Genomic DNA, 16,270 nt, shown 5'->3' with positions numbered 1-16,270 from the left:
CGACGGGGTCGGATCCCTTTTCCCATGGAAAAGGGCTCTGACCCCTGCCCCGATCAGCAGAACAGCTGCAGGATGTCGAGCTCGCCATCGGCGAACCAGTCCACGCACAGCCCCACCACCATGATCAGGCCCAGCGTGGTGGCGCCATGGGTGATGAAGATCGATTGCGCCAGCGCGCGCGCCGAGCGGCCCAGCTTCATGCACACGCGGGCCAGGCCCTGCAGCCGGCCACTGACCGAATGCACGTGCGCGCGTACCGGCGCCTGCACACCATCCATGGCCTCGGCCATCATCGCCTGCAGGTGCTGCGGGCGGTCGGCGTAATACTTGGCCACGCCATAGCCGAACATCAGCCAGTCACGTGCCTGCGCTTCGGCCAGGTCCATCACTTCCAGCGGGTCTTCCTCGAAATCGATGAAGCCCACGTTCTGGCCGTCCCAGGTGAGGTTGCGCGGCACCGGCTGGCCGAAATAGGCGCCACGGGCATGGGCTTCGGCGAGGGCCTTCATTGCGGCGGCCACCAGCCGGTCACGACCGGCGTCATCGGCTTCGCGCAGACAGGTATTGAAGGAACCGCCGTTGTCGCCGATCACCAGCGCGGCGTGGCCGCTGCCGATCACTTCGGGCACGTTCACGCCCTGCGCATGCAGCTCGCCCAGGCGACGCGCTTCGGTCTCGCGCGCGGCATCGCCCCCGCGGTGCGGCGGCGGACGCAGGGCATCGAGGTGGAAGCGGCGGGCAATGAAATTGAGCAGGCCCAAGGCGAATGCGCGGCTTCCCTTGCCGTACTGCTTCAGCCAGGCGCGCTGCCCTTCGATGACGATGGGCTCAACCATGACGGATCTCCTGAACGCGTTACGGCCCCAGAGGGGCCGTAACGACAGACTTCACTTTGTCGTAACTACGCTATCAATAGCGCAGCAGGGCCGAACCCCACGTGAAGCCGCCACCGAAGGCTTCCAGCAGCAGCAGCTGGCCGCGCTCGACCTTGCCCGAACGCACCGCGGCGTCCAGCGCCAGCGGCACCGAGCCGGAGGAGGTGTTGCCGTGGCGGTCGACGGTGACCACGACCTGGTCCATCGACATGTCCAGCCGCTTGGCGGTGGCTTCGATGATGCGCAGGTTGGCCTGGTGCGGGATCAGCCAATCCAGGTCGGACTTGCCCAGGCCGTTGGCCTCCAGGGTTTCGTCCACGACCGAGTCCAGCGCCTTGACGGCGTACTTGAACACGTCGTTGCCCTTCATGTTGATGGTGCCGCCGCCATTGCCGCTGCCATCCTTGAAACCGACCGACACGCCGACCGGGTTCCACAGCAGCTCTTTCTTGCTGCCATCGGAATGCAGGTGGGTGCTGAGGATGCCGGTTTCTTCGTCGGCCTTGAGCACGACCGCGCCGGCACCGTCGCCGAACAGCACGCAGGTGGTGCGGTCTTCCCAGTCGACGATGCGGGTGAGCGTTTCGGCGCCGATGACCAGCACGTAGCGGGCATCACCGGAACGGATGAACTTGTCGGCCACGCTGAGCGCGAACACGAAGCCCGAGCAGGCCGCGTTGACGTCGAAGGCGGGGCAGCCCGACGCACCGAGCTTGGCCTGGATCAGGCACGCGGTGGACGGGAAAATAAGGTCAGGCGTGGTCGTACCGACCACGATCATGTCGAGCTGCGAAGCGTCGATACCGGCCGCTTCAAGCGCACGCACCGCGGCGTGGTAGCCGAGGTCGCTGGTGGTTTCGCCTTCGGCCGCGATGTGCCGTTCACGAATACCGGTGCGCGACTGGATCCACTCGTCCGAGGTTTCGACCATTTTTTCCAGGTCGGCGTTGGTCAGGACTTTTTCCGGCAAATAGCTACCGGTGCCCGCGATCCTCGAGTAGATCCGCTTGCTCATCATGTTTCCTGTTGCGCAGGCTGCCGATCACCGGCATGCCCGGGGAAGAAGGCAAAGGCCGCTGCCCTGGGGCAGCGGCCTTCCGGCACATCAATCTTCTTCGACGGCCGAGGTCTTGGTCTGGATGACCTTCTTGCCGCGGTAGAAACCGTCAGCAGTGATGTGGTGACGCAGGTGCACTTCGCCGGTGGTCGGGTCGGTCGACAGCTGCTTGGCGCTCAGGGCGTCATGCGCACGGCGCATACCGCGGCGGGACGGGGTGACACGGGATTTCTGGACAGCCATGGGATTGCTCCAAACTCGGTTCGATTTGCTTCGTCGTATCGTCGCGCAGGACGCCAGCGCCCAGCACACTTTCGCTTTCGCCGCAGCCGCCGACGACAATCCGGCTGCTAATGCTTTTACTCTTTCTTCAGTGCCGCCAACGCCGCAAACGGGTTGGCCTGCTTCGTTTCTTCTTCGGTCGGTGCCCAGTCCCTGTTGACTGCCTCACCGTCCGGCGACAGCGGTACCACGGGTACCGCCAGCACCAATTCATCTTCGACCAGGTCCAGCGGACGCAGCTGCCCATCTTCCGGCACCAGCAACGCCTCGTACTCCTCGGGCAGGGACGATTCCTCGTCCTCGTCGCGGATCAGGCCAAGCCTCTGGGTCATCTTCACCGGCAACAGGAATCGCTGCATGCTGCGCTGACAGGTCAGCGGCAACGCGGTATCGATGGTCAGTTCCACATAGGATACCCGCAAGACGTCGTCGCGACCGAATTCAAGCGAGTAATTGCACTCACCGTCGGTATCGGCGACCAACCCTTGCAGGCGAGTCAAATCAGCCAAAGAGACCTGGCCGTCGAAGCGCCTTCGCGCTACGACCATCCGCCAAGCATCCAGCGTTTCGGGCACGTTCGCGGACATAAGCCGCTGAATACTAAGGATCGGGACCGCCGCTGTCAAATGCCCGCCATACAGGGGCTTGCTGGCAGCCTCGGCGCCGGGCCAGACTGCCGCGCCCTGCCCCGGAATTGTCGCATGACTGCCCTGCTTCTGGCCTCCACCTCCCGCTACCGGCGCGAGCTGCTGCAGCGCCTCGGCCTGCCCTTCGACTGCGCAAGCCCGGCGGTGGACGAGACCCCGCAGGCCGGCGAAGCCCCGCTGGCCCTGGCCGGGAGGCTGGCGGCTGCCAAGGCCGCCGAGGTCGCCGCGCGCCACCCCGGCGCCTGGGTGATCGGCTCGGACCAGGTTGCGGACCTGAACGGCCAGCCGCTGGGCAAGCCAGGCACGGTCGAGGCCGCCTGCGCCCAGCTGGCGGCAATGGCCGGGCAGACGGTGCGCTTCCATACCGCGATCAGTCTCACGCGCGATGGAGAATCGTTCGCGGCCATGGACCTGACCGAAGTGCGCTTCCGCCCGCTGCAGGCGCAGGAGATCGCCCGCTACGTGGCCGCAGAGCAGCCGCTGGACTGCGCCGGCAGCTTCAAGTGCGAAGGCCTGGGCATCAGCCTGTTCGAAGCCATCGACAACCGCGACCCCACTGCCCTGGTCGGGCTGCCGCTGATCGCGCTGTGCGGACTGCTGCGCCGGGCCGGCTTCGCCGTGCCGTAAGCCACCACGCTCGGCTGCGCTGCTGTTTTGTAGAGTCGAGCCATGCTCGACTGCTTCTGCTCTGTAGAGCCGAGCCCACGCTCGGCTACACCAAGAGCGAAGAGCAGTCGAGCATGGCTCGACTCTACATGGACGGCTTACCGCTCCACCTCGAACGGCTGCTCCTGCCAGTCTTCCACGCTGCCATCGCGGCCATGCAACCGCAGGCCCAGCCAATGCCGGCCGGGTGACAGCGCCTGCATATCGACGCTGGCATCAAAGCCGGCATTCGGGTGCTGCGGATCATTGGACATCGGCCACAACGGGCGGATGTCGAGCTCGCGACCGTACTCCGCATCGCCCACCGGCTTGCCGTCCACCAGCACTTCCACGCGCGCCAGGCCGATGCCGTCCTTGAACGCCCAGCCCTTCACCGCCAGCATGCCCGACACCGCTTCGCCATTGCCTGGCGAATCGAGATAGGCGACGGCCGGCGTCACGCACTCGCCTTCGGCGCGCTGCGCAGGCAGGCGGAACAACAGGAAGCGCTGGAAACCATGATCGTTGCTGACCACCTTCGGCGGCGGCAGCGGTCCCACCTGCGCGCACACCGCGTGGTAGCGCGGCACCAGGTCACGGAAACGCTGATCGCTGGGCGACAGCACCAGCAGCATCGGTCCGCTGCGCTCGCCCTCGTGTACTAGGCCCCACTGCGCCAGCTGCGCGGTGCGCCCGTGCTTGTCGTTGAGCGGGTGCGGCAGCACCGTGATGTTGCCGTCGCCGAGCTGGAAGCCGAGCTCGGCACCCACCTTGAAGTTGCCGGCCAGCACGCGTGTGCCTTCCGGCATCTGCTGCAGTTCGTCGCGTACGGCGGCCGCCAGCGGTTCCCAGCCGGCGAAGTTGCGCGGGTAGTACTTGTCACCGGCCAGCTGTTCGCGCAGCGACGGCGTCGACGCCACCAGGTAATAGCCGAACGCCAGTGTCATGCCGATGCCGGCCAGCCACCAGCCGGTGCGGCGCAGCCAGCGCGGCCAGCCGTTGAGCACCACCGGCACCGCCACCAGCAGCGCCAGGTAGCCCGGCAGCGGCCAGTGGAAGCTGATGCGCTCGACATCGGTGAAGAAGCCCAGCAGGAAAATGCTCAGCGTTGACACGCCGCCGACCAGGCCGAAGTAGCGCCACTGCGTGCGCGCGCCACCGCCGCTGCGCGTACCGGCCAACGCCACCTTCCACATCGCGATGCACAGGATGGGCGTGACCAGCATCGGCTGGATCACCAGGAACCACATCCCGCGCCATTCAAACGCCCAGGGATGGCGCTCGACCACCTGGAATTTCAGGCCGGCATCATGGTTGTCGGCATTCCACGCCAGCAGCGGCAACCACGCCAATACACCCACTGCCAGCGCCACCCACACGCGCGGATCAGCCAGCATGCGCCGTCCCTGCGGCAACACCAGCAGCGCGATGAAGCCGACACCGATCACGCCGATGAAGCGGTAGTGGCTGAGCGCACCGATCAGCAGGCCCAGGCCCAGCTTGATCGCGGACGACGCATCGACGCTGCGCAGCAGGCGTGCACCGGCATCGAGGCACAGCACCGCGGCCAGTGCCATCGGCACATCGGGCACGGCCAACAGGCCCAGCGTGGCCGACAACGGCATCAGCAGGGTCAGGCTGCCCGCCTGCCAGCCGGCCACGTTGCCGAACCAGCGCGTGGCGACACGCGCGACCAGCAACGGCAGCAGTGCGCCGATGGCCAGGAACGGCAGACGCAGTGCCAGCACGTGCTGGCCGCCGATTTCCACGCCCACGCGCGCCAGCCACGCGGTCAATCCCGGCAGGTCGGAGTACGCCGCCGCCAGGTGCTGGCCTTCCTGCCAATAGAACGCCTCGTCCACGAACAGGGGCAGACGCGCGGCCACGAGCAGCTTGGCCGCTGTGACCAGCGTCCATAACCAGAGAAAAATCGTACGTGCGCGCTGTTCGCCCTGCATTGCTCTATGGATAGAATCGAATGGTTCCCGAACGTGAGACGAACATGCCAGCTCCGTCCCCCATGCCCAGCATGCTAACCGATCAACTGCGCCAGGCCCTGCGGGAGGCACAGGATCAGGTCAATGCCCTGGTGCTCGGCAAGGTGCCGGAAGTCAGGCTGGCTTTCGTCGCCCTGCTGTCCGGTGGCCATCTGCTCATCGAAGATCTGCCAGGCCTGGGCAAGACCACGCTGGCCCATGCACTGGCCAGCAGCCTGGGGCTGAGCTTCCAGCGCGTGCAGTTCACCTCCGACCTGCTGCCGGCCGATGTGCTCGGCGTATCGGTGTATGACGCCGGCACGCGCCAGTTCCAGTTCCATCCCGGCCCGGTGTTCTCGCACGTGCTGCTGGCCGATGAGATCAACCGCGCACCGCCACGCACGCAGAGCGCCTTGCTGGAAGCGATGGCCGAACAGCAGGTGACGCTGGACGGGCAGACCCATCCGCTGCCCGACCCGTTCTTCGTGATCGCCACGCAGAATCCGGTCGATCTGTCCGGTACGTTCCCGCTGCCCGATTCGCAGCTGGACCGCTTCCTGCTGCGGCTGGCGATGGGCTACCCCAGCCCGCAGGCCGAACGCGAGCTGCTGCGCGGCACCGACCGCCGCGATCTGATCGCGCGCGCCGTGCCGCAGCTGGATGACAACCAGGTGCGTCAGCTGCGTGAAGCGGTCGGCCAGATCCACGTCAGCGACGCGCTCGTGGACTACGTGCAGGCCCTGCTGACCCGCAGCCGCCAGCATGCCGGCGTGCGCGTGGGTCTGTCGCCACGTGCCGGCCTGGCCCTGCTGCGCGCAGCCAAGGCCCACGCGCTGCTGCTCGGCCGCGGCCACGTGGTACCCGAAGACGTGCAGACCCTGTTCGTCGCCGTGGCCGGCCACCGTCTGGTGGGCGAGTCCGAATCGAGCACGGGTCCGGCGCTGGCGCGCGCCATCCTGCAGACCGTCGCGGTGGATTGAGGATGCCCGCACGCGGCTCACGCCTGCTTCGCCTGGCGCGTCCGCGCACGCCCGAAGCCCTGCCGCAGCGGCTCGACCGCCGGCGCATCTACGTGCTGCCCACGCGCTTCGGCCTGTTCGTGGCCCTGCTGCTGTCGGCGATGCTGCTGGGCGCGCTGAACTACAACAACAACCCGGCCATGCTGCTGGCCCTGCTGCTGGCGGCGGCCGCCATCGCCAGCGCCATCGCCGCCCACCTGCAGCTGTCGGGCGTGCAGATCGACGCCATCTCGGCCGAGCCGGTGCCGGCGGGCCAGCCGCTGCGCCTGCGCGTCGACCTGTCGCTGCGCGACCCGCGGCCACGCCACGGTCTGGAACTGCAGGTCGGCGACAGCCAGGCCTGGACCGACCTGCCCGCACAGGGCCGTGGTGAAGTGGAGCTGGACGTGCCCACCGAGCGGCGCGGCTGGCTCGACCTTCCGCGCATCCGCCTGTCCAGCACCCAGCCGCTGGGCCTGGTGCGCGCGTGGTCCTGGGTGTGGCCGGAACAACCGCTGCTGGTGCACCCGGTGGCCGAGGCTGTGGCGCCGTCATTGCCCGAACAGGGCAGCGACCTGCTGCACACCCGCGCCCACGCCAGCGGCGAGGAGCTGCACCAGCTGCGCCCCTATCGCGCAGGCGACCCGCCGCGCAGCATCGCATGGAAGCATTCGGCACGCCGCGACACGCTGCTGGTGCGCGAATACGAAAAGCCGGTCGGCATCGAAGTGGTGCTGGATTGGCGCGCGCTCTCCACCCTGCCGACGGAAGCGCGCATCTCGCGCCTGGCGCGCTGGGTCGACAGCGCCGAGCGCGAAGGCCGACGCTACACCCTGCTGCTGCCCTTGCAGCCCGCGCTCGGCCCCGGTCAAGGCGCGAGCCACCATCATGCGTGCCTGCGCGCACTGGCGCTGATGCCCCATGACTGAGCCCGCCCCCCTGCTGGACCGCAACGCGCGCAACTGGACCCTGGCCAGCGCCGCGCTGGCGCTGCTGCCGCTGCTGCTGCAGCTGCCCAGCGCGCTGGCCGCGCTGATCGCGGTGGCCGGCCTGGCGACCGCTGCGTTGTCGCTGCGAGGCGTGCTGCCGATGCCGGTGCGCCTGCTGCTGGTGCTGGCCATGCTGGGCGCCATCGTCTGGCAGATGGGCGCGGTGCGGCCCGGGCGCGATACCGGCTGCGCACTGCTGGCAGCGATGCTGGCGATCAAATCCAGCGAACTGCGCAGCGTGCGTGATGCACGCAGCCTGCTCGGCTTCGCCCTGTTCGGCCCGTTTGCCGCCTTCCTGCTCGACCAGGGGCCCCTGACCACGCTGCTGGCCGCACTGGCCGGCATCAGCAGCCTGCTCGCCCTGCAGCGGCTGGCCCACAACGAAGGCCGCAGCGCGGCGCTGCCCCTGCCCGGCCAGCTGCGCGGCGTCGGCCGCCTGCTGTTGATCGGCCTGCCCCTGGCCCTGGCCTGCTTCTGGCTGTTCCCGCGGCTGTCCTCGCCGCTGTGGGGCGTGCCCGAACGCGCGGTCGGTACCCCCGGCCTGTCCGACTCGATGGAGCCGGACAAGTGGCTGGACCTGATGGCCGATGACACCCCGGCACTGCGCGTGCAGTTCTTCGGCCCCGTGCCGCAGCCGGAGCAGCGCTACTGGCGTGGTCCGGTGCTGACCCGCTTCGATGGCCACGTCTGGACGCGTGACCGCAACACCGACTACCGCCGACCAGCGCAGGTGACCCACGAAGGCCCGGGCTGGGACTACCAGATCGACTACGAGCCCACCGACCGCCGCCTGCTGGTGGCGCTGGACCTGCCCACGGCTGCCCCGGAAGGCACCGCGCTCAACTCTGAGATGAGCCTGGCCAGCCAGCGCCCGCTCTCCGCACTGACCCGCTGGCGCCTGCACTCGGCACCGGCGACGCGCTTCGATGCCGAGCTCTCGCCCTACCAGCGGCGTGCGGCGCTGCAGCTGCCGGCCAACTTCAACCCGCGCACGGCAGCGCTGGCCCGGCAATGGCGGCAGGAAGCCGGCGACGACGATGCCGCCGTCGTCCGCCGCGCCCTGGACTGGATCACCGCGGATTTCTCCTACACGCTGGACACCCCAGCGGCCGGGCGCGACCCGGTGGACGCGTTCCTGTTCGACTACAAGGCCGGCTTCTGCCAGCACTTCAGTTCGGCCTTCGTGGTGCTGATGCGCAACGCCGGCATCCCCGCGCGCGTGGTGACCGGCTTTGCCGGCGGCACCCGCAACCGGCTCGGCAACTACTGGGTCGTGCGGCGCATGGACGCCCACGCCTGGGCCGAAGTCTGGCTGCCCCAGCGTGGCTGGGTGCGGGTGGACCCGACCGCGGCAGTGGCACCCGAGCGCATCCTCGACACGCTGGAAGACCGGCTGCCGGCCGGCGCCGACCTCGACCTGCAGCAGCGCTGGCTGCAGGCCGGTCAGATCGGCGATTGGCTGCGCCGTGGCTGGAACGACCTGGTGCTGTCCTTCGACGCGCGCCGCCAGCAGCAGCTGCTGCAGCCGCTGGGCCTGGATGAGCTGAAGCCCGGCCAGCTGCTGGCCGGCTTCGTGGCCACCGCCCTGCTGGCGATGGGCTGGATGGCCTGGCTGCTGGCCCGTGGCGAACGCGAGCGCGACCCGCTGCTGCGCGCCTGGCACCGGCTGGGCCGCCGCTACGCACGGCTGGGGCTGGCCCGCGAGCCGCACGAACCCGCCCTGGCCTGGGCCCAGCGGGTCCATGCCCAGCGCCCCGATCCTGCCCTCATCGCACTCAGCCAGCGTTTCGCCGAAGCGCGCTACGCTGGCACTCGTACCGAGCTCGCCCCATTATTGCGGGACCTGCGCAGGCATCGCCCGACTTCCGGAGCTACTTCATGAACACCAAGTTCCTTCTCACCGCCGTGGCCGCCCTGGCCCTGTCGGCCTGCGCCACGGCCCCCAAGCCGCTGCAGGGTCAGTTCAGCGTGGTTTCCCCGCGCGACTCGGTTGCCACCCAGCAGGTGGGCACCCCCGTTCGCTGGGGTGGCCGCATCATCGAAACCCAGCCCGGCCAGGGCGAGACCTGCTTCCAGATCATCTCGCGCCCGCTCAATGGCAGTGGCCGCCCGAACCAGACCTCGTCCGACGCCAGCGACGGCCGCTTCATCGCCTGCCGTGCCGGCTTCTATGATCCGGCGGTGTTCGAGGCCGGTCGCGACGTGACCTTCATCGGCAAGATCGACGGCTACGCCAACACCCGCATTGGCGAGTACGACTACCGCCTGCCCAAGCTGGCGGCCGACGTCATCTACCTGTGGCCGGAACAGCGCCAGGTCGATGTCGTGCCCTACCCGTACAGCCCGTGGGGCCCGGGTCCGTGGGGCCCGTACTGGGGCGGTTACCGCGGCTGGGGCTGGTGGTAAACCTGCCACGTCCCGCGTGACGCAAAAGGCCGCCCTCGGGCGGCCTTTTTGCTGGTGCACCATCCAAGGTGGGTGCCGACCACCACCCACGGTGGGTGCCGACCGCCATCCACGGTGGGTGCCGACCGTTGGTCGGCACGGAAGCCATGGCTGCCGTTGCCTCAACGCCCCGGCGTACCGAAATGGCCCAGCGGCGCACCGGCCAACAGATGCATGTGGATGTGGAACACGGTCTGCCCGGCATCTTCGCGGCAGTTCATCACGATGCGGTAGCCATCCTCGGCGAAGCCTTCGCTGCGCGCATACGCGGCTGCCGCCAGGGCCAGCTTGCCGATCAGGTGCGCCTGCGACGGCTGCAGGTCGTCCAGGGTCGGGATGATCTCGTTCTTTGGAATGAACAGCACGTGCACCGGCGCCTGCGGTGCGATGTCCTTGAAGCCCAGCACCTCGTCATCCTCGTAGACGATGGTGGCCGGGATCTCGCGACGGATGATCTTGCTGAAGAGGGTTTCGGTGGTCATGGTCGGCCTCGGCGGGATGTCTTCCGCATTGTAGGCCGGCCACGCCACGCGCGGCCGCGGTCAGTCGCGGAATTCGCTGCGCGTTCCGAAGGCATGCGACAGCGTGCCGCGATCGACATACTCCAGTTCACCGCCCAGCGGCAGGCCCTGCGCCAGACGGCTCGGCTGCACCTGGCGCGCACGCGCCAGCTGGGCCAGGTAGTGCGCAGTCGCTTCGCCTTCAACGGTGGCGCTGGTGGCGATGATCAGTTCCTGCACTTCGCCCTGCGCCAGCCGCTGTTCCAGCTGCTCCAGGCCCAGTTCGCGCGGGCCCACGCCATCGAGCGGCGACAGACGGCCCTGCAGCACGAAGTAGACGCCGCGGAAGCCGGTGGCATTTTCGATGGCCAGGCGATCAGCCGGTGACTCGACCACGCACAGCTGGCTGCGCTCGCGACTGTTGTTGGCACAGGTCGGGCACAGCTCGGTTTCGCTGAAATCGCGGCACTGCGCGCAATGGCCGATGCGTTCGACCGCCAGCGCCAGCGCCTCGGCCAACCGCTGCCCACCTTCACGCTCGCGTTCGAGCAGGTGGTAGGCCATGCGCTGCGCGGTCTTCTGGCCAACGCCAGGCAGCACCCGCAGTGCATCGATCAATTGTTCAAGCAGGGGTGCGGACACGGCGGCAGGCTTTGTAGCGTCGAGCCATGCTCGACGATTATTTGTAGAGTCGAGCCATGCTCGACTGAAGGCTGGAACAGTCGAGCAAGCTCGACTCTACGCAGTCGATGGCACCCGCTTGCGCGGGCGCCACGCTGGACATCAGAACGGCAGCTTCATGCCCGGCGGCAGCTGCATGCCGGCGGTGGCCGAACCCATCTTCGACTTCGACTCGGCATCGATCTTGTTCGAGGCGTCGTTGAAGGCCGCGGCGATCAGGTCTTCCAGCATTTCCGGGTCGCTGATCAGCGACGGATCGATGCGCACCTTGCGGCATTCCTTGGCGCCGGTCAGGGTCACGCTGACCATGCCGCCACCGGCGCTGCCGGTCACTTCGATCTTGGCGATTTCTTCCTGGGCCTTCTGCAGGTTTTCCTGCATCTTCTGGGCCTGCTGCATCAGTTGGGCGATGTTGCCGCGCATAGTGTCTTACTCGTCAAAAGAACGGATGGAGTCGGAAACAACCCGGGCGCCATGCTGCTGGATCAGCAGCTGCACTTCCGGATCGTCCATGAAAATGGCCTCGGCGGCCTGTTGCCGCTCGCCACGCTGGCGGTCGGCACGCTGGTGCAGGGTCTCGGCCGGGACCTGCTCGGTTTCCACGGTCTCGACCACGATCCTCGGCGCCTGGCCCAGGGCCTTTTCCAGCATCTCGCCCAGGGCGGACAGCGCGCGTTCGGAACGCAGGTACTCAAATCCGGGCGAAAGGCCCAGTTTCAAGGTGCCGCCCTGGCAGCTGATGAAGGCCGCGTTGGCCGCCAGCTGCCGCGAAGGACCGCTGAGGCCGCTGTTGGCCACCAGGTCCAGCCAGTCTTCGGCACTGGCCAGGTCGGAGATGCTGCCCTGATGCGCTGCCGGCGCCGGTCCTGCCACCGGCGCGGCCGGGGCGATCTCGATGCCCTCGGCATGGAACGCGCGCTCCGGCTCGGCCGCCACGGCCACCGGGGCCGGCGGTTCCTGCCACGGGGCGACCATGGCCGCCTCCGGCGTCGCCATCGCGACCGGCACGTCCATTTCCGCCGCCAGCGCCTGATCACGCGCGTCGGCTTCGTCGGTGGCCCACGGCGGCAGATCATCCGCCTCGGCCACCTGCGGCGCCGCTTCGGCCTTCACCGGCGGCGGCGACACGGGTTCTTCCACCGGAACCGGTTCAGGCTCCGGGGTCGGCTCCGGCTCCGGTTGCGGGGCCGGCTCAGGCTCAGGTTCGGGCTCTCGCGGCGCAGCCTGCATCGGGGCAGCCACGTCGGCCACCGCCGACGGACTCGCCGCCGCGGCTGCAGCCACAGGTGCGGCGTCGTTGCTGCCGGCACCGGCGGCATGGCCACCGCCGGCGTTGCCGCCCGCAGCACCACCACCCGTCGCACCTTCGACCGACTTCGGCACCGGCGGCACCGCCGCGGCCGGGCGGAACGCCAGCATGCGCAGCACCGCCATTTCGAAGCCGGCACGCGGGCTCGGCGCCAGCGGCAGGTCGCGACGGCCGTTCAGGGCCATCTGGTACCAGAGCTGCACCACTTCCGCGCGCAGGCGCTCGGCAAACGCGGCAGCGTCCAGGCCATCGACCGGGGCGGCGGCGCCGGGCACCAGCTGCTGCACCTGGATGCGGTGCAGGCCTTCGGCCAGCGCTTCCAGCACGCCACTCCAGTCCGGCGAGAACTCGGCCAGCGCGGCCACGACCTGCAGCAGGCGCGGGCCATCGCCCTCGGCCAACGCGTCGAGCATGGCCGCCACCTGGGTACGGTCGACCGTGCCCAGCATGGTGCGCACCACGTCCTCGCGCAGCGCGCCGCCGGCATAGGCGATCGCCTGGTCCAGCAGCGACAGGCCGTCGCGCAGGCTGCCGTCGGCGGCCTTGGCCAGCTGCACGATGGCGCTGCCGTCGGCCTCGATCTCCTCGGCGGCGAGGATGCGGGTCATCTGCCCCTGGATCTGGTCCTCGTCCAGGCGCTTGAGGTTGAACTGCAGGCAGCGGCTGAGCACGGTGACCGGCAGCTTCTGCGGGTCGGTGGTGGCCAGCAGGAACTTCACGTGCTCCGGCGGCTCTTCCAGCGTCTTCAGCAGCGCATTGAACGCCGCCTTGGAGAGCATGTGCACTTCGTCGATCAGGTAGACCTTGTACTTGCCACGCGAGGGCATGTACTGCGCGTTCTCGATCACCTCGCGCACGTCATCCACGCCGGTGTTGGACGCGGCATCGATTTCCAGCAGGTCGATGTAGCGGCCGGCGTCGATGTCCAGGCAGGCCGCACACTGGCCGCACGGGTCGGCGCTGGTGCCCTGCTCGCAGTTCAGCGATTTGGCGAAGATGCGCGCGATGGTGGTCTTGCCCACGCCGCGGGTACCGGTGAACAGGAACGCGTGGTGGACCCGGCCGCTGTCCAGCGCGTTGCTGAGCGCACGGACCACGTGTTCCTGGCCCACCAGCTCGGCAAAACGCTTCGGACGCCACTTGCGGGCAAGCACGAGATAGGACATCAGGCCACCGTCTTCCATCGGATGTTCCATTGTGCCATGCCTGTCCAGCCCCCTCGCCTCCGACACACCCGCTGCACATCGATGACTGGGGGTGCTTGTGTACTGCCGCGCCGCCCGCTAGAATCTGCGCCCCTGCTGAGGCGTTTGCCGATGGCAGGGATCCGGAGAGGTGTCCGAGTGGTTGAAGGAGCACGCCTGGAAAGTGTGTAAGCGTCTAAACCGCGCTTCGGGGGTTCGAATCCCCCTCTCTCCGCCAGACAAATAAAAAAGGCCGCCCTTCGGGTGGCCTTTTTTATTTATCTGGCGCAGCAACGCATGGGCCCCTCCCTTTGCCTGCCTCTCCCCGGAAAGTTCAGTAGATCCACGCCATGCGTGGATGGCGTGCCGCCCGAGCCCCCTCCCCTGCCGGCCCCATGCGCTATGGTCACCCCATGAGGACCCGGCCCTACCACCTCAACGATCTGGCCGCCTGCCTGGCGATCTTTGACAGCAATCTGCCGACCTATTTCGCCCCGGAGGAACGCCCGGACTTCGAATCGTTCCTGCGCGAGCTGGCGGAAGATCACGCCTACCAGGTCATCGAACTCGACGGCAGCGTCGTCGCCTGCGGAGGGCTGTCTCCTCCCACGAACGGAACCGCCGGGTTCTGCTGGGGGATGGTCGAGAAATCCCGGCACGGACAAGGACTTGGCCGCCATCTTGCACGGGTACGCCTGCAGCAGGCCGCCACCGACCCCCGCGTGGAGCGCGTTGCGTTGAGCACCAGCCAGCACACCGAGGGCTTCTACGCCGGGCTGGGCTTCCGCGTCACCCAGCGGGTAACGGACGGTCACGGCCCGGGAATCCACGCCGTGCACATGGAAGTACGCCTGCAGTAGATCCACGCCATGCGTGGATGGCATGCCACGCCCGCGCCCCAAAAACGCCCCTGCTCCAAAAGCTGAACGAAACCTGAAAAATCGCTATCGTAGGCGCCTTCACCCTACGCACGGCCTTTTGCCCCGATGAGCTCGATCGACCGCGTGCACGCCGCCTTGCCCGACGCCGATCCATCGGCGCACGGCACCTGCGAGAACTGCGACACCGCCCTGCAGGGCCACTACTGCCATCACTGCGGGCAGTCCGCGCACAACCCGCTCAAGCATGTCGGCCACGCCATCGAGGAAGTCTTCGAATCGTTCTGGCACCTGGACGGGCGCATCTTCCGCACGCTGCGCGACCTGTGGGTGCCCGGCCGCATTGCACTGAACTATCTCAAGGGCCGCCGGGTGGGCTACGTGCAGCCGCTGCGGCTGTTCGTCATCCTCACCCTGTTCACCTTCTTCATCGGCAAGATGTTCGTGCACGTCGACGACTTCAGCGTGGGCGCCAGCGGCAATTCGCTGTTCGGCAAGGCCACCACCGCCGAACAGGTCGAAGCCGTACGCGCGCAGCAGATGGCACTGATCGACCAGCAGGCCAGCACCACGAATACCGGCAACCCCGGTTTCGCCATTGCCCGGGCTGCCGTCAATGCCGCCGCCGCGCAGCGCAGGGCCGAGCTCGGCGCACCCACTGACACCCCCGCGCCGCCGGCCGACGACAATCACGGCACGTTCTTCAACTACAGCATCAATGGCAAGCCCTGGGATGCGGACACCAATCCCATCGTGCTCGCCGGCCTGCCGCACTTCGCCAACAACTGGCTCAACCGGCGCCTGCAGAACGGCAACGCCAACATCCAGCGCATGGGCGGCAAGACCGATCTGTACATGCAGGCGATCCTGACCGCACTGCCCGGCGCGCTGTTCTTCCTGATGCCGGTGTTCGCGCTGGTCCTGCGCATTGCCTACATCCCGCGATCGATGGGCTACCTGGAACATCTGGTGGTGGCGCTGTACAGCCACTGCTGGCTGATGACGGTGGTGCTGGCGACCTTCCTGGTCGCCAGCATCAGCAATGCACTCGCCTCGCCGCTGGTCGCCACGCTCGGCCTGTGGATCACGGCACTGCTGTGGCTGGCGGTGCCGGTCTACCTGCTGTGGATGCAGCATCGCGTGTACGGCGGCAACAAGCTGCTGACCGTGCTGCGCTACACCCTCATCGGCGGCGTCTACTTCTTCCTGGTCAACGTGGTGGTGATGTACGCGGCGCTGGCCTGATCGCGCAGCCTCAGCTGCTGGAGAGCTTCATCAGCACCAGGCCACAGACGATCAGCACGGCCGCGCCGATGCGCATCGCACTGACCTGCTCGCCGAGGAACACGATGCCGACCACGAAGGCGCCCACGGCGCCGATGCCGGTCCAGATCGTGTAGGCGGTACCCAGCGGCAGCGTGCGCATGGCCACGGCCAGCAGCCAGAAGCTGGCGATCATGCCGAGGATGGTGACCACGGTGGGGGTGAGCCTGCTGAAGCCTTCGGACTGCTTCATGGACACGGCCCAGACAATTTCCAGCAGGCCGGCGAACAACAGATAGATCCAGGCCATGACGGCCCTCCTATTGGTAGGGCCAGGCCGTCCTGGTCATTGATTCCCGATGCGGGGGAGGTCGTTCCTCCTGCGGCCGCATTCTAGCAACGGGGGAACGCGCCGGCCGTACTGCCCGTGTACGGGTTACAGCCGATTCATCGCATGAAGCTGGCGTCGAAGCCCACGCCTGCGCTAGAATGCGCGCCTGCCATCGGCCAGCCGATGTGCAGTCCGGCTGTGGTCTCCGGC

General features: G+C 68.0%; 17 protein-coding genes and 1 tRNA gene. 8 read left to right on the top strand and 10 right to left on the bottom strand.

Annotated features, from left to right (window positions below; all coding sequences use genetic code 11):
• Positions 1-53: 53 nt before the first annotated feature.
• The 4 genes from C1925_RS05345 to C1925_RS05330 all read right to left on the bottom strand — a co-directional run bounded on the left by C1925_RS05345 (position 54) and on the right by C1925_RS05330 (position 2,801).
• Positions 54-836, bottom strand: a complete 783-nt coding sequence (locus C1925_RS05345; RefSeq protein WP_108767983.1) for a serine/threonine protein phosphatase — start codon at positions 834-836, stop codon at positions 54-56.
• Between the two features lie 73 nt (positions 837-909).
• Positions 910-1,890 carry a beta-ketoacyl-ACP synthase III gene (locus tag C1925_RS05340; protein ID WP_108767982.1) on the bottom strand — a complete coding sequence of 327 codons (981 nt, stop codon included), beginning with the start codon at positions 1,888-1,890 and terminating at the stop codon, positions 910-912.
• A gap of 90 nt (positions 1,891-1,980) precedes the next feature.
• Positions 1,981-2,175: a 50S ribosomal protein L32 gene (gene rpmF / locus C1925_RS05335; protein WP_004154640.1), complete on the bottom strand. Its 195-nt coding sequence runs from the start codon at positions 2,173-2,175 to the stop codon at positions 1,981-1,983.
• Between the two features lie 116 nt (positions 2,176-2,291).
• The gene (locus C1925_RS05330) at positions 2,292-2,801 is read right to left on the bottom strand and encodes a YceD family protein (RefSeq protein WP_108770625.1); all 510 of its coding nucleotides are present in this window, start codon (positions 2,799-2,801) and stop codon (positions 2,292-2,294) included.
• Positions 2,802-2,915: 114 nt separating this feature from the next.
• Here C1925_RS05330 and C1925_RS05325 point away from each other — a divergent pair, with 114 nt between their 5' ends.
• The gene (locus C1925_RS05325) at positions 2,916-3,488 is read left to right on the top strand and encodes a Maf family nucleotide pyrophosphatase (protein WP_108767981.1); all 573 of its coding nucleotides are present in this window, start codon (positions 2,916-2,918) and stop codon (positions 3,486-3,488) included.
• Between the two features lie 137 nt (positions 3,489-3,625).
• Here the strand turns inward: C1925_RS05325 and C1925_RS05320 are convergent, their stop codons facing one another.
• Complete coding sequence (locus C1925_RS05320) at positions 3,626-5,464, bottom strand: glycosyltransferase family 39 protein (RefSeq protein WP_108767980.1); 1,839 nt, start codon at positions 5,462-5,464, stop codon at positions 3,626-3,628.
• A 44-nt stretch (positions 5,465-5,508) separates the two neighbouring features.
• Between C1925_RS05320 and C1925_RS05315 the strand changes: the two genes are divergently transcribed.
• From C1925_RS05315 to C1925_RS05300, 4 genes are read left to right on the top strand one after another with little or no spacing between them, the layout of a single operon-like run.
• Positions 5,509-6,462: a MoxR family ATPase gene (locus C1925_RS05315; protein ID WP_108770624.1), complete on the top strand. Its 954-nt coding sequence runs from the start codon at positions 5,509-5,511 to the stop codon at positions 6,460-6,462.
• A gap of 2 nt (positions 6,463-6,464) precedes the next feature.
• Positions 6,465-7,409, top strand: coding sequence for a DUF58 domain-containing protein (locus C1925_RS05310; protein ID WP_108767979.1), 945 nt, complete (start codon positions 6,465-6,467; stop codon positions 7,407-7,409).
• Entirely contained in the window at positions 7,402-9,351 is a 1,950-nt protein-coding gene (locus tag C1925_RS05305) for a DUF3488 and transglutaminase-like domain-containing protein (protein ID WP_108767978.1), read from the top strand. Before C1925_RS05310 ends, C1925_RS05305 begins: the two co-directional genes overlap by 8 nt.
• Positions 9,348-9,875: a Slp family lipoprotein gene (locus tag C1925_RS05300; RefSeq protein WP_108767977.1), complete on the top strand. Its 528-nt coding sequence runs from the start codon at positions 9,348-9,350 to the stop codon at positions 9,873-9,875. The genes C1925_RS05305 and C1925_RS05300 overlap by 4 nt, the downstream gene beginning before the upstream one ends.
• A 161-nt stretch (positions 9,876-10,036) precedes the next feature.
• Here C1925_RS05300 and C1925_RS05295 read toward each other — a convergent pair whose 3' ends face one another.
• From C1925_RS05295 to dnaX, 4 genes are all read right to left on the bottom strand, one after another.
• On the bottom strand, positions 10,037-10,396 hold the full coding sequence (locus tag C1925_RS05295) for a histidine triad nucleotide-binding protein (RefSeq protein ID WP_108770623.1): 360 nt from the start codon (positions 10,394-10,396) through the stop codon (positions 10,037-10,039).
• Between the two features lie 60 nt (positions 10,397-10,456).
• The gene (gene recR / locus C1925_RS05290; protein WP_108760009.1) at positions 10,457-11,056 is read right to left on the bottom strand and encodes a recombination mediator RecR; all 600 of its coding nucleotides are present in this window, start codon (positions 11,054-11,056) and stop codon (positions 10,457-10,459) included.
• Between the two features lie 141 nt (positions 11,057-11,197).
• Entirely contained in the window at positions 11,198-11,518 is a 321-nt protein-coding gene (locus C1925_RS05285; protein ID WP_108767976.1) for a YbaB/EbfC family nucleoid-associated protein, read from the bottom strand.
• 6 nt (positions 11,519-11,524) lie between these two features.
• Positions 11,525-13,588, bottom strand: coding sequence for a DNA polymerase III subunit gamma/tau (gene dnaX / locus C1925_RS05280; protein ID WP_108767975.1), 2,064 nt, complete (start codon positions 13,586-13,588; stop codon positions 11,525-11,527).
• 145 nt (positions 13,589-13,733) lie between these two features.
• Here dnaX and C1925_RS05275 point away from each other — a divergent pair.
• The 3 genes from C1925_RS05275 (at position 13,734) to C1925_RS05265 (ending at position 15,711) form a co-directional block, all read left to right on the top strand.
• Positions 13,734-13,826, top strand: a tRNA-Ser gene (locus C1925_RS05275).
• A gap of 175 nt (positions 13,827-14,001) precedes the next feature.
• Positions 14,002-14,448, top strand: a complete 447-nt coding sequence (locus tag C1925_RS05270; protein ID WP_108767974.1) for a GNAT family N-acetyltransferase — start codon at positions 14,002-14,004, stop codon at positions 14,446-14,448.
• 126 nt (positions 14,449-14,574) lie between these two features.
• Positions 14,575-15,711 (top strand): DUF3667 domain-containing protein, encoded by a 1,137-nt coding sequence (locus tag C1925_RS05265; RefSeq protein WP_108767973.1) that lies wholly within the window; start codon positions 14,575-14,577, stop codon positions 15,709-15,711.
• 10 nt (positions 15,712-15,721) lie between these two features.
• On the opposite strand, the gene sugE is transcribed toward C1925_RS05265, so the two are convergent.
• The gene (gene sugE, locus C1925_RS05260) at positions 15,722-16,039 is read right to left on the bottom strand and encodes a quaternary ammonium compound efflux SMR transporter SugE (protein WP_108767972.1); all 318 of its coding nucleotides are present in this window, start codon (positions 16,037-16,039) and stop codon (positions 15,722-15,724) included.
• Positions 16,040-16,270: the final 231 nt, after the last annotated feature.

The organism is Stenotrophomonas sp. SAU14A_NAIMI4_5 (genome assembly GCF_003086795.1).
GTDB lineage: Bacteria > Pseudomonadota > Gammaproteobacteria > Xanthomonadales > Xanthomonadaceae > Stenotrophomonas.
Note: the sequence above shows the minus strand (reverse complement) of the source record. Positions and strands in the feature narration are given on the sequence as shown.

What these genes read in the sequence shown, in the direction of transcription:
- sugE (WP_108767972.1), bottom strand. Translation starts at nt 16,039, where the DNA reads ATGGCCTGGATCTATCTGTTGTTCGCCGGCCTGCTGGAAATTGTCTGG.
- C1925_RS05300 (WP_108767977.1), top strand. Translation starts at nt 9,348, where the DNA reads ATGAACACCAAGTTCCTTCTCACCGCCGTGGCCGCCCTGGCCCTGTCG.
- rpmF (WP_004154640.1), bottom strand. Translation starts at nt 2,175, where the DNA reads ATGGCTGTCCAGAAATCCCGTGTCACCCCGTCCCGCCGCGGTATGCGC.
- C1925_RS05315 (WP_108770624.1), top strand. Translation starts at nt 5,509, where the DNA reads ATGCCAGCTCCGTCCCCCATGCCCAGCATGCTAACCGATCAACTGCGC.
- C1925_RS05330 (WP_108770625.1), bottom strand. Translation starts at nt 2,801, where the DNA reads ATGTCCGCGAACGTGCCCGAAACGCTGGATGCTTGGCGGATGGTCGTA.
- C1925_RS05265 (WP_108767973.1), top strand. Translation starts at nt 14,575, where the DNA reads ATGAGCTCGATCGACCGCGTGCACGCCGCCTTGCCCGACGCCGATCCA.
- C1925_RS05310 (WP_108767979.1), top strand. Translation starts at nt 6,465, where the DNA reads ATGCCCGCACGCGGCTCACGCCTGCTTCGCCTGGCGCGTCCGCGCACG.
- C1925_RS05325 (WP_108767981.1), top strand. Translation starts at nt 2,916, where the DNA reads ATGACTGCCCTGCTTCTGGCCTCCACCTCCCGCTACCGGCGCGAGCTG.
- C1925_RS05285 (WP_108767976.1), bottom strand. Translation starts at nt 11,518, where the DNA reads ATGCGCGGCAACATCGCCCAACTGATGCAGCAGGCCCAGAAGATGCAG.
- C1925_RS05305 (WP_108767978.1), top strand. Translation starts at nt 7,402, where the DNA reads ATGACTGAGCCCGCCCCCCTGCTGGACCGCAACGCGCGCAACTGGACC.
- C1925_RS05340 (WP_108767982.1), bottom strand. Translation starts at nt 1,890, where the DNA reads ATGAGCAAGCGGATCTACTCGAGGATCGCGGGCACCGGTAGCTATTTG.
- C1925_RS05345 (WP_108767983.1), bottom strand. Translation starts at nt 836, where the DNA reads ATGGTTGAGCCCATCGTCATCGAAGGGCAGCGCGCCTGGCTGAAGCAG.
- C1925_RS05270 (WP_108767974.1), top strand. Translation starts at nt 14,002, where the DNA reads ATGAGGACCCGGCCCTACCACCTCAACGATCTGGCCGCCTGCCTGGCG.
- C1925_RS05320 (WP_108767980.1), bottom strand. Translation starts at nt 5,464, where the DNA reads ATGCAGGGCGAACAGCGCGCACGTACGATTTTTCTCTGGTTATGGACG.
- dnaX (WP_108767975.1), bottom strand. Translation starts at nt 13,588, where the DNA reads ATGGAAGACGGTGGCCTGATGTCCTATCTCGTGCTTGCCCGCAAGTGG.
- C1925_RS05295 (WP_108770623.1), bottom strand. Translation starts at nt 10,396, where the DNA reads ATGACCACCGAAACCCTCTTCAGCAAGATCATCCGTCGCGAGATCCCG.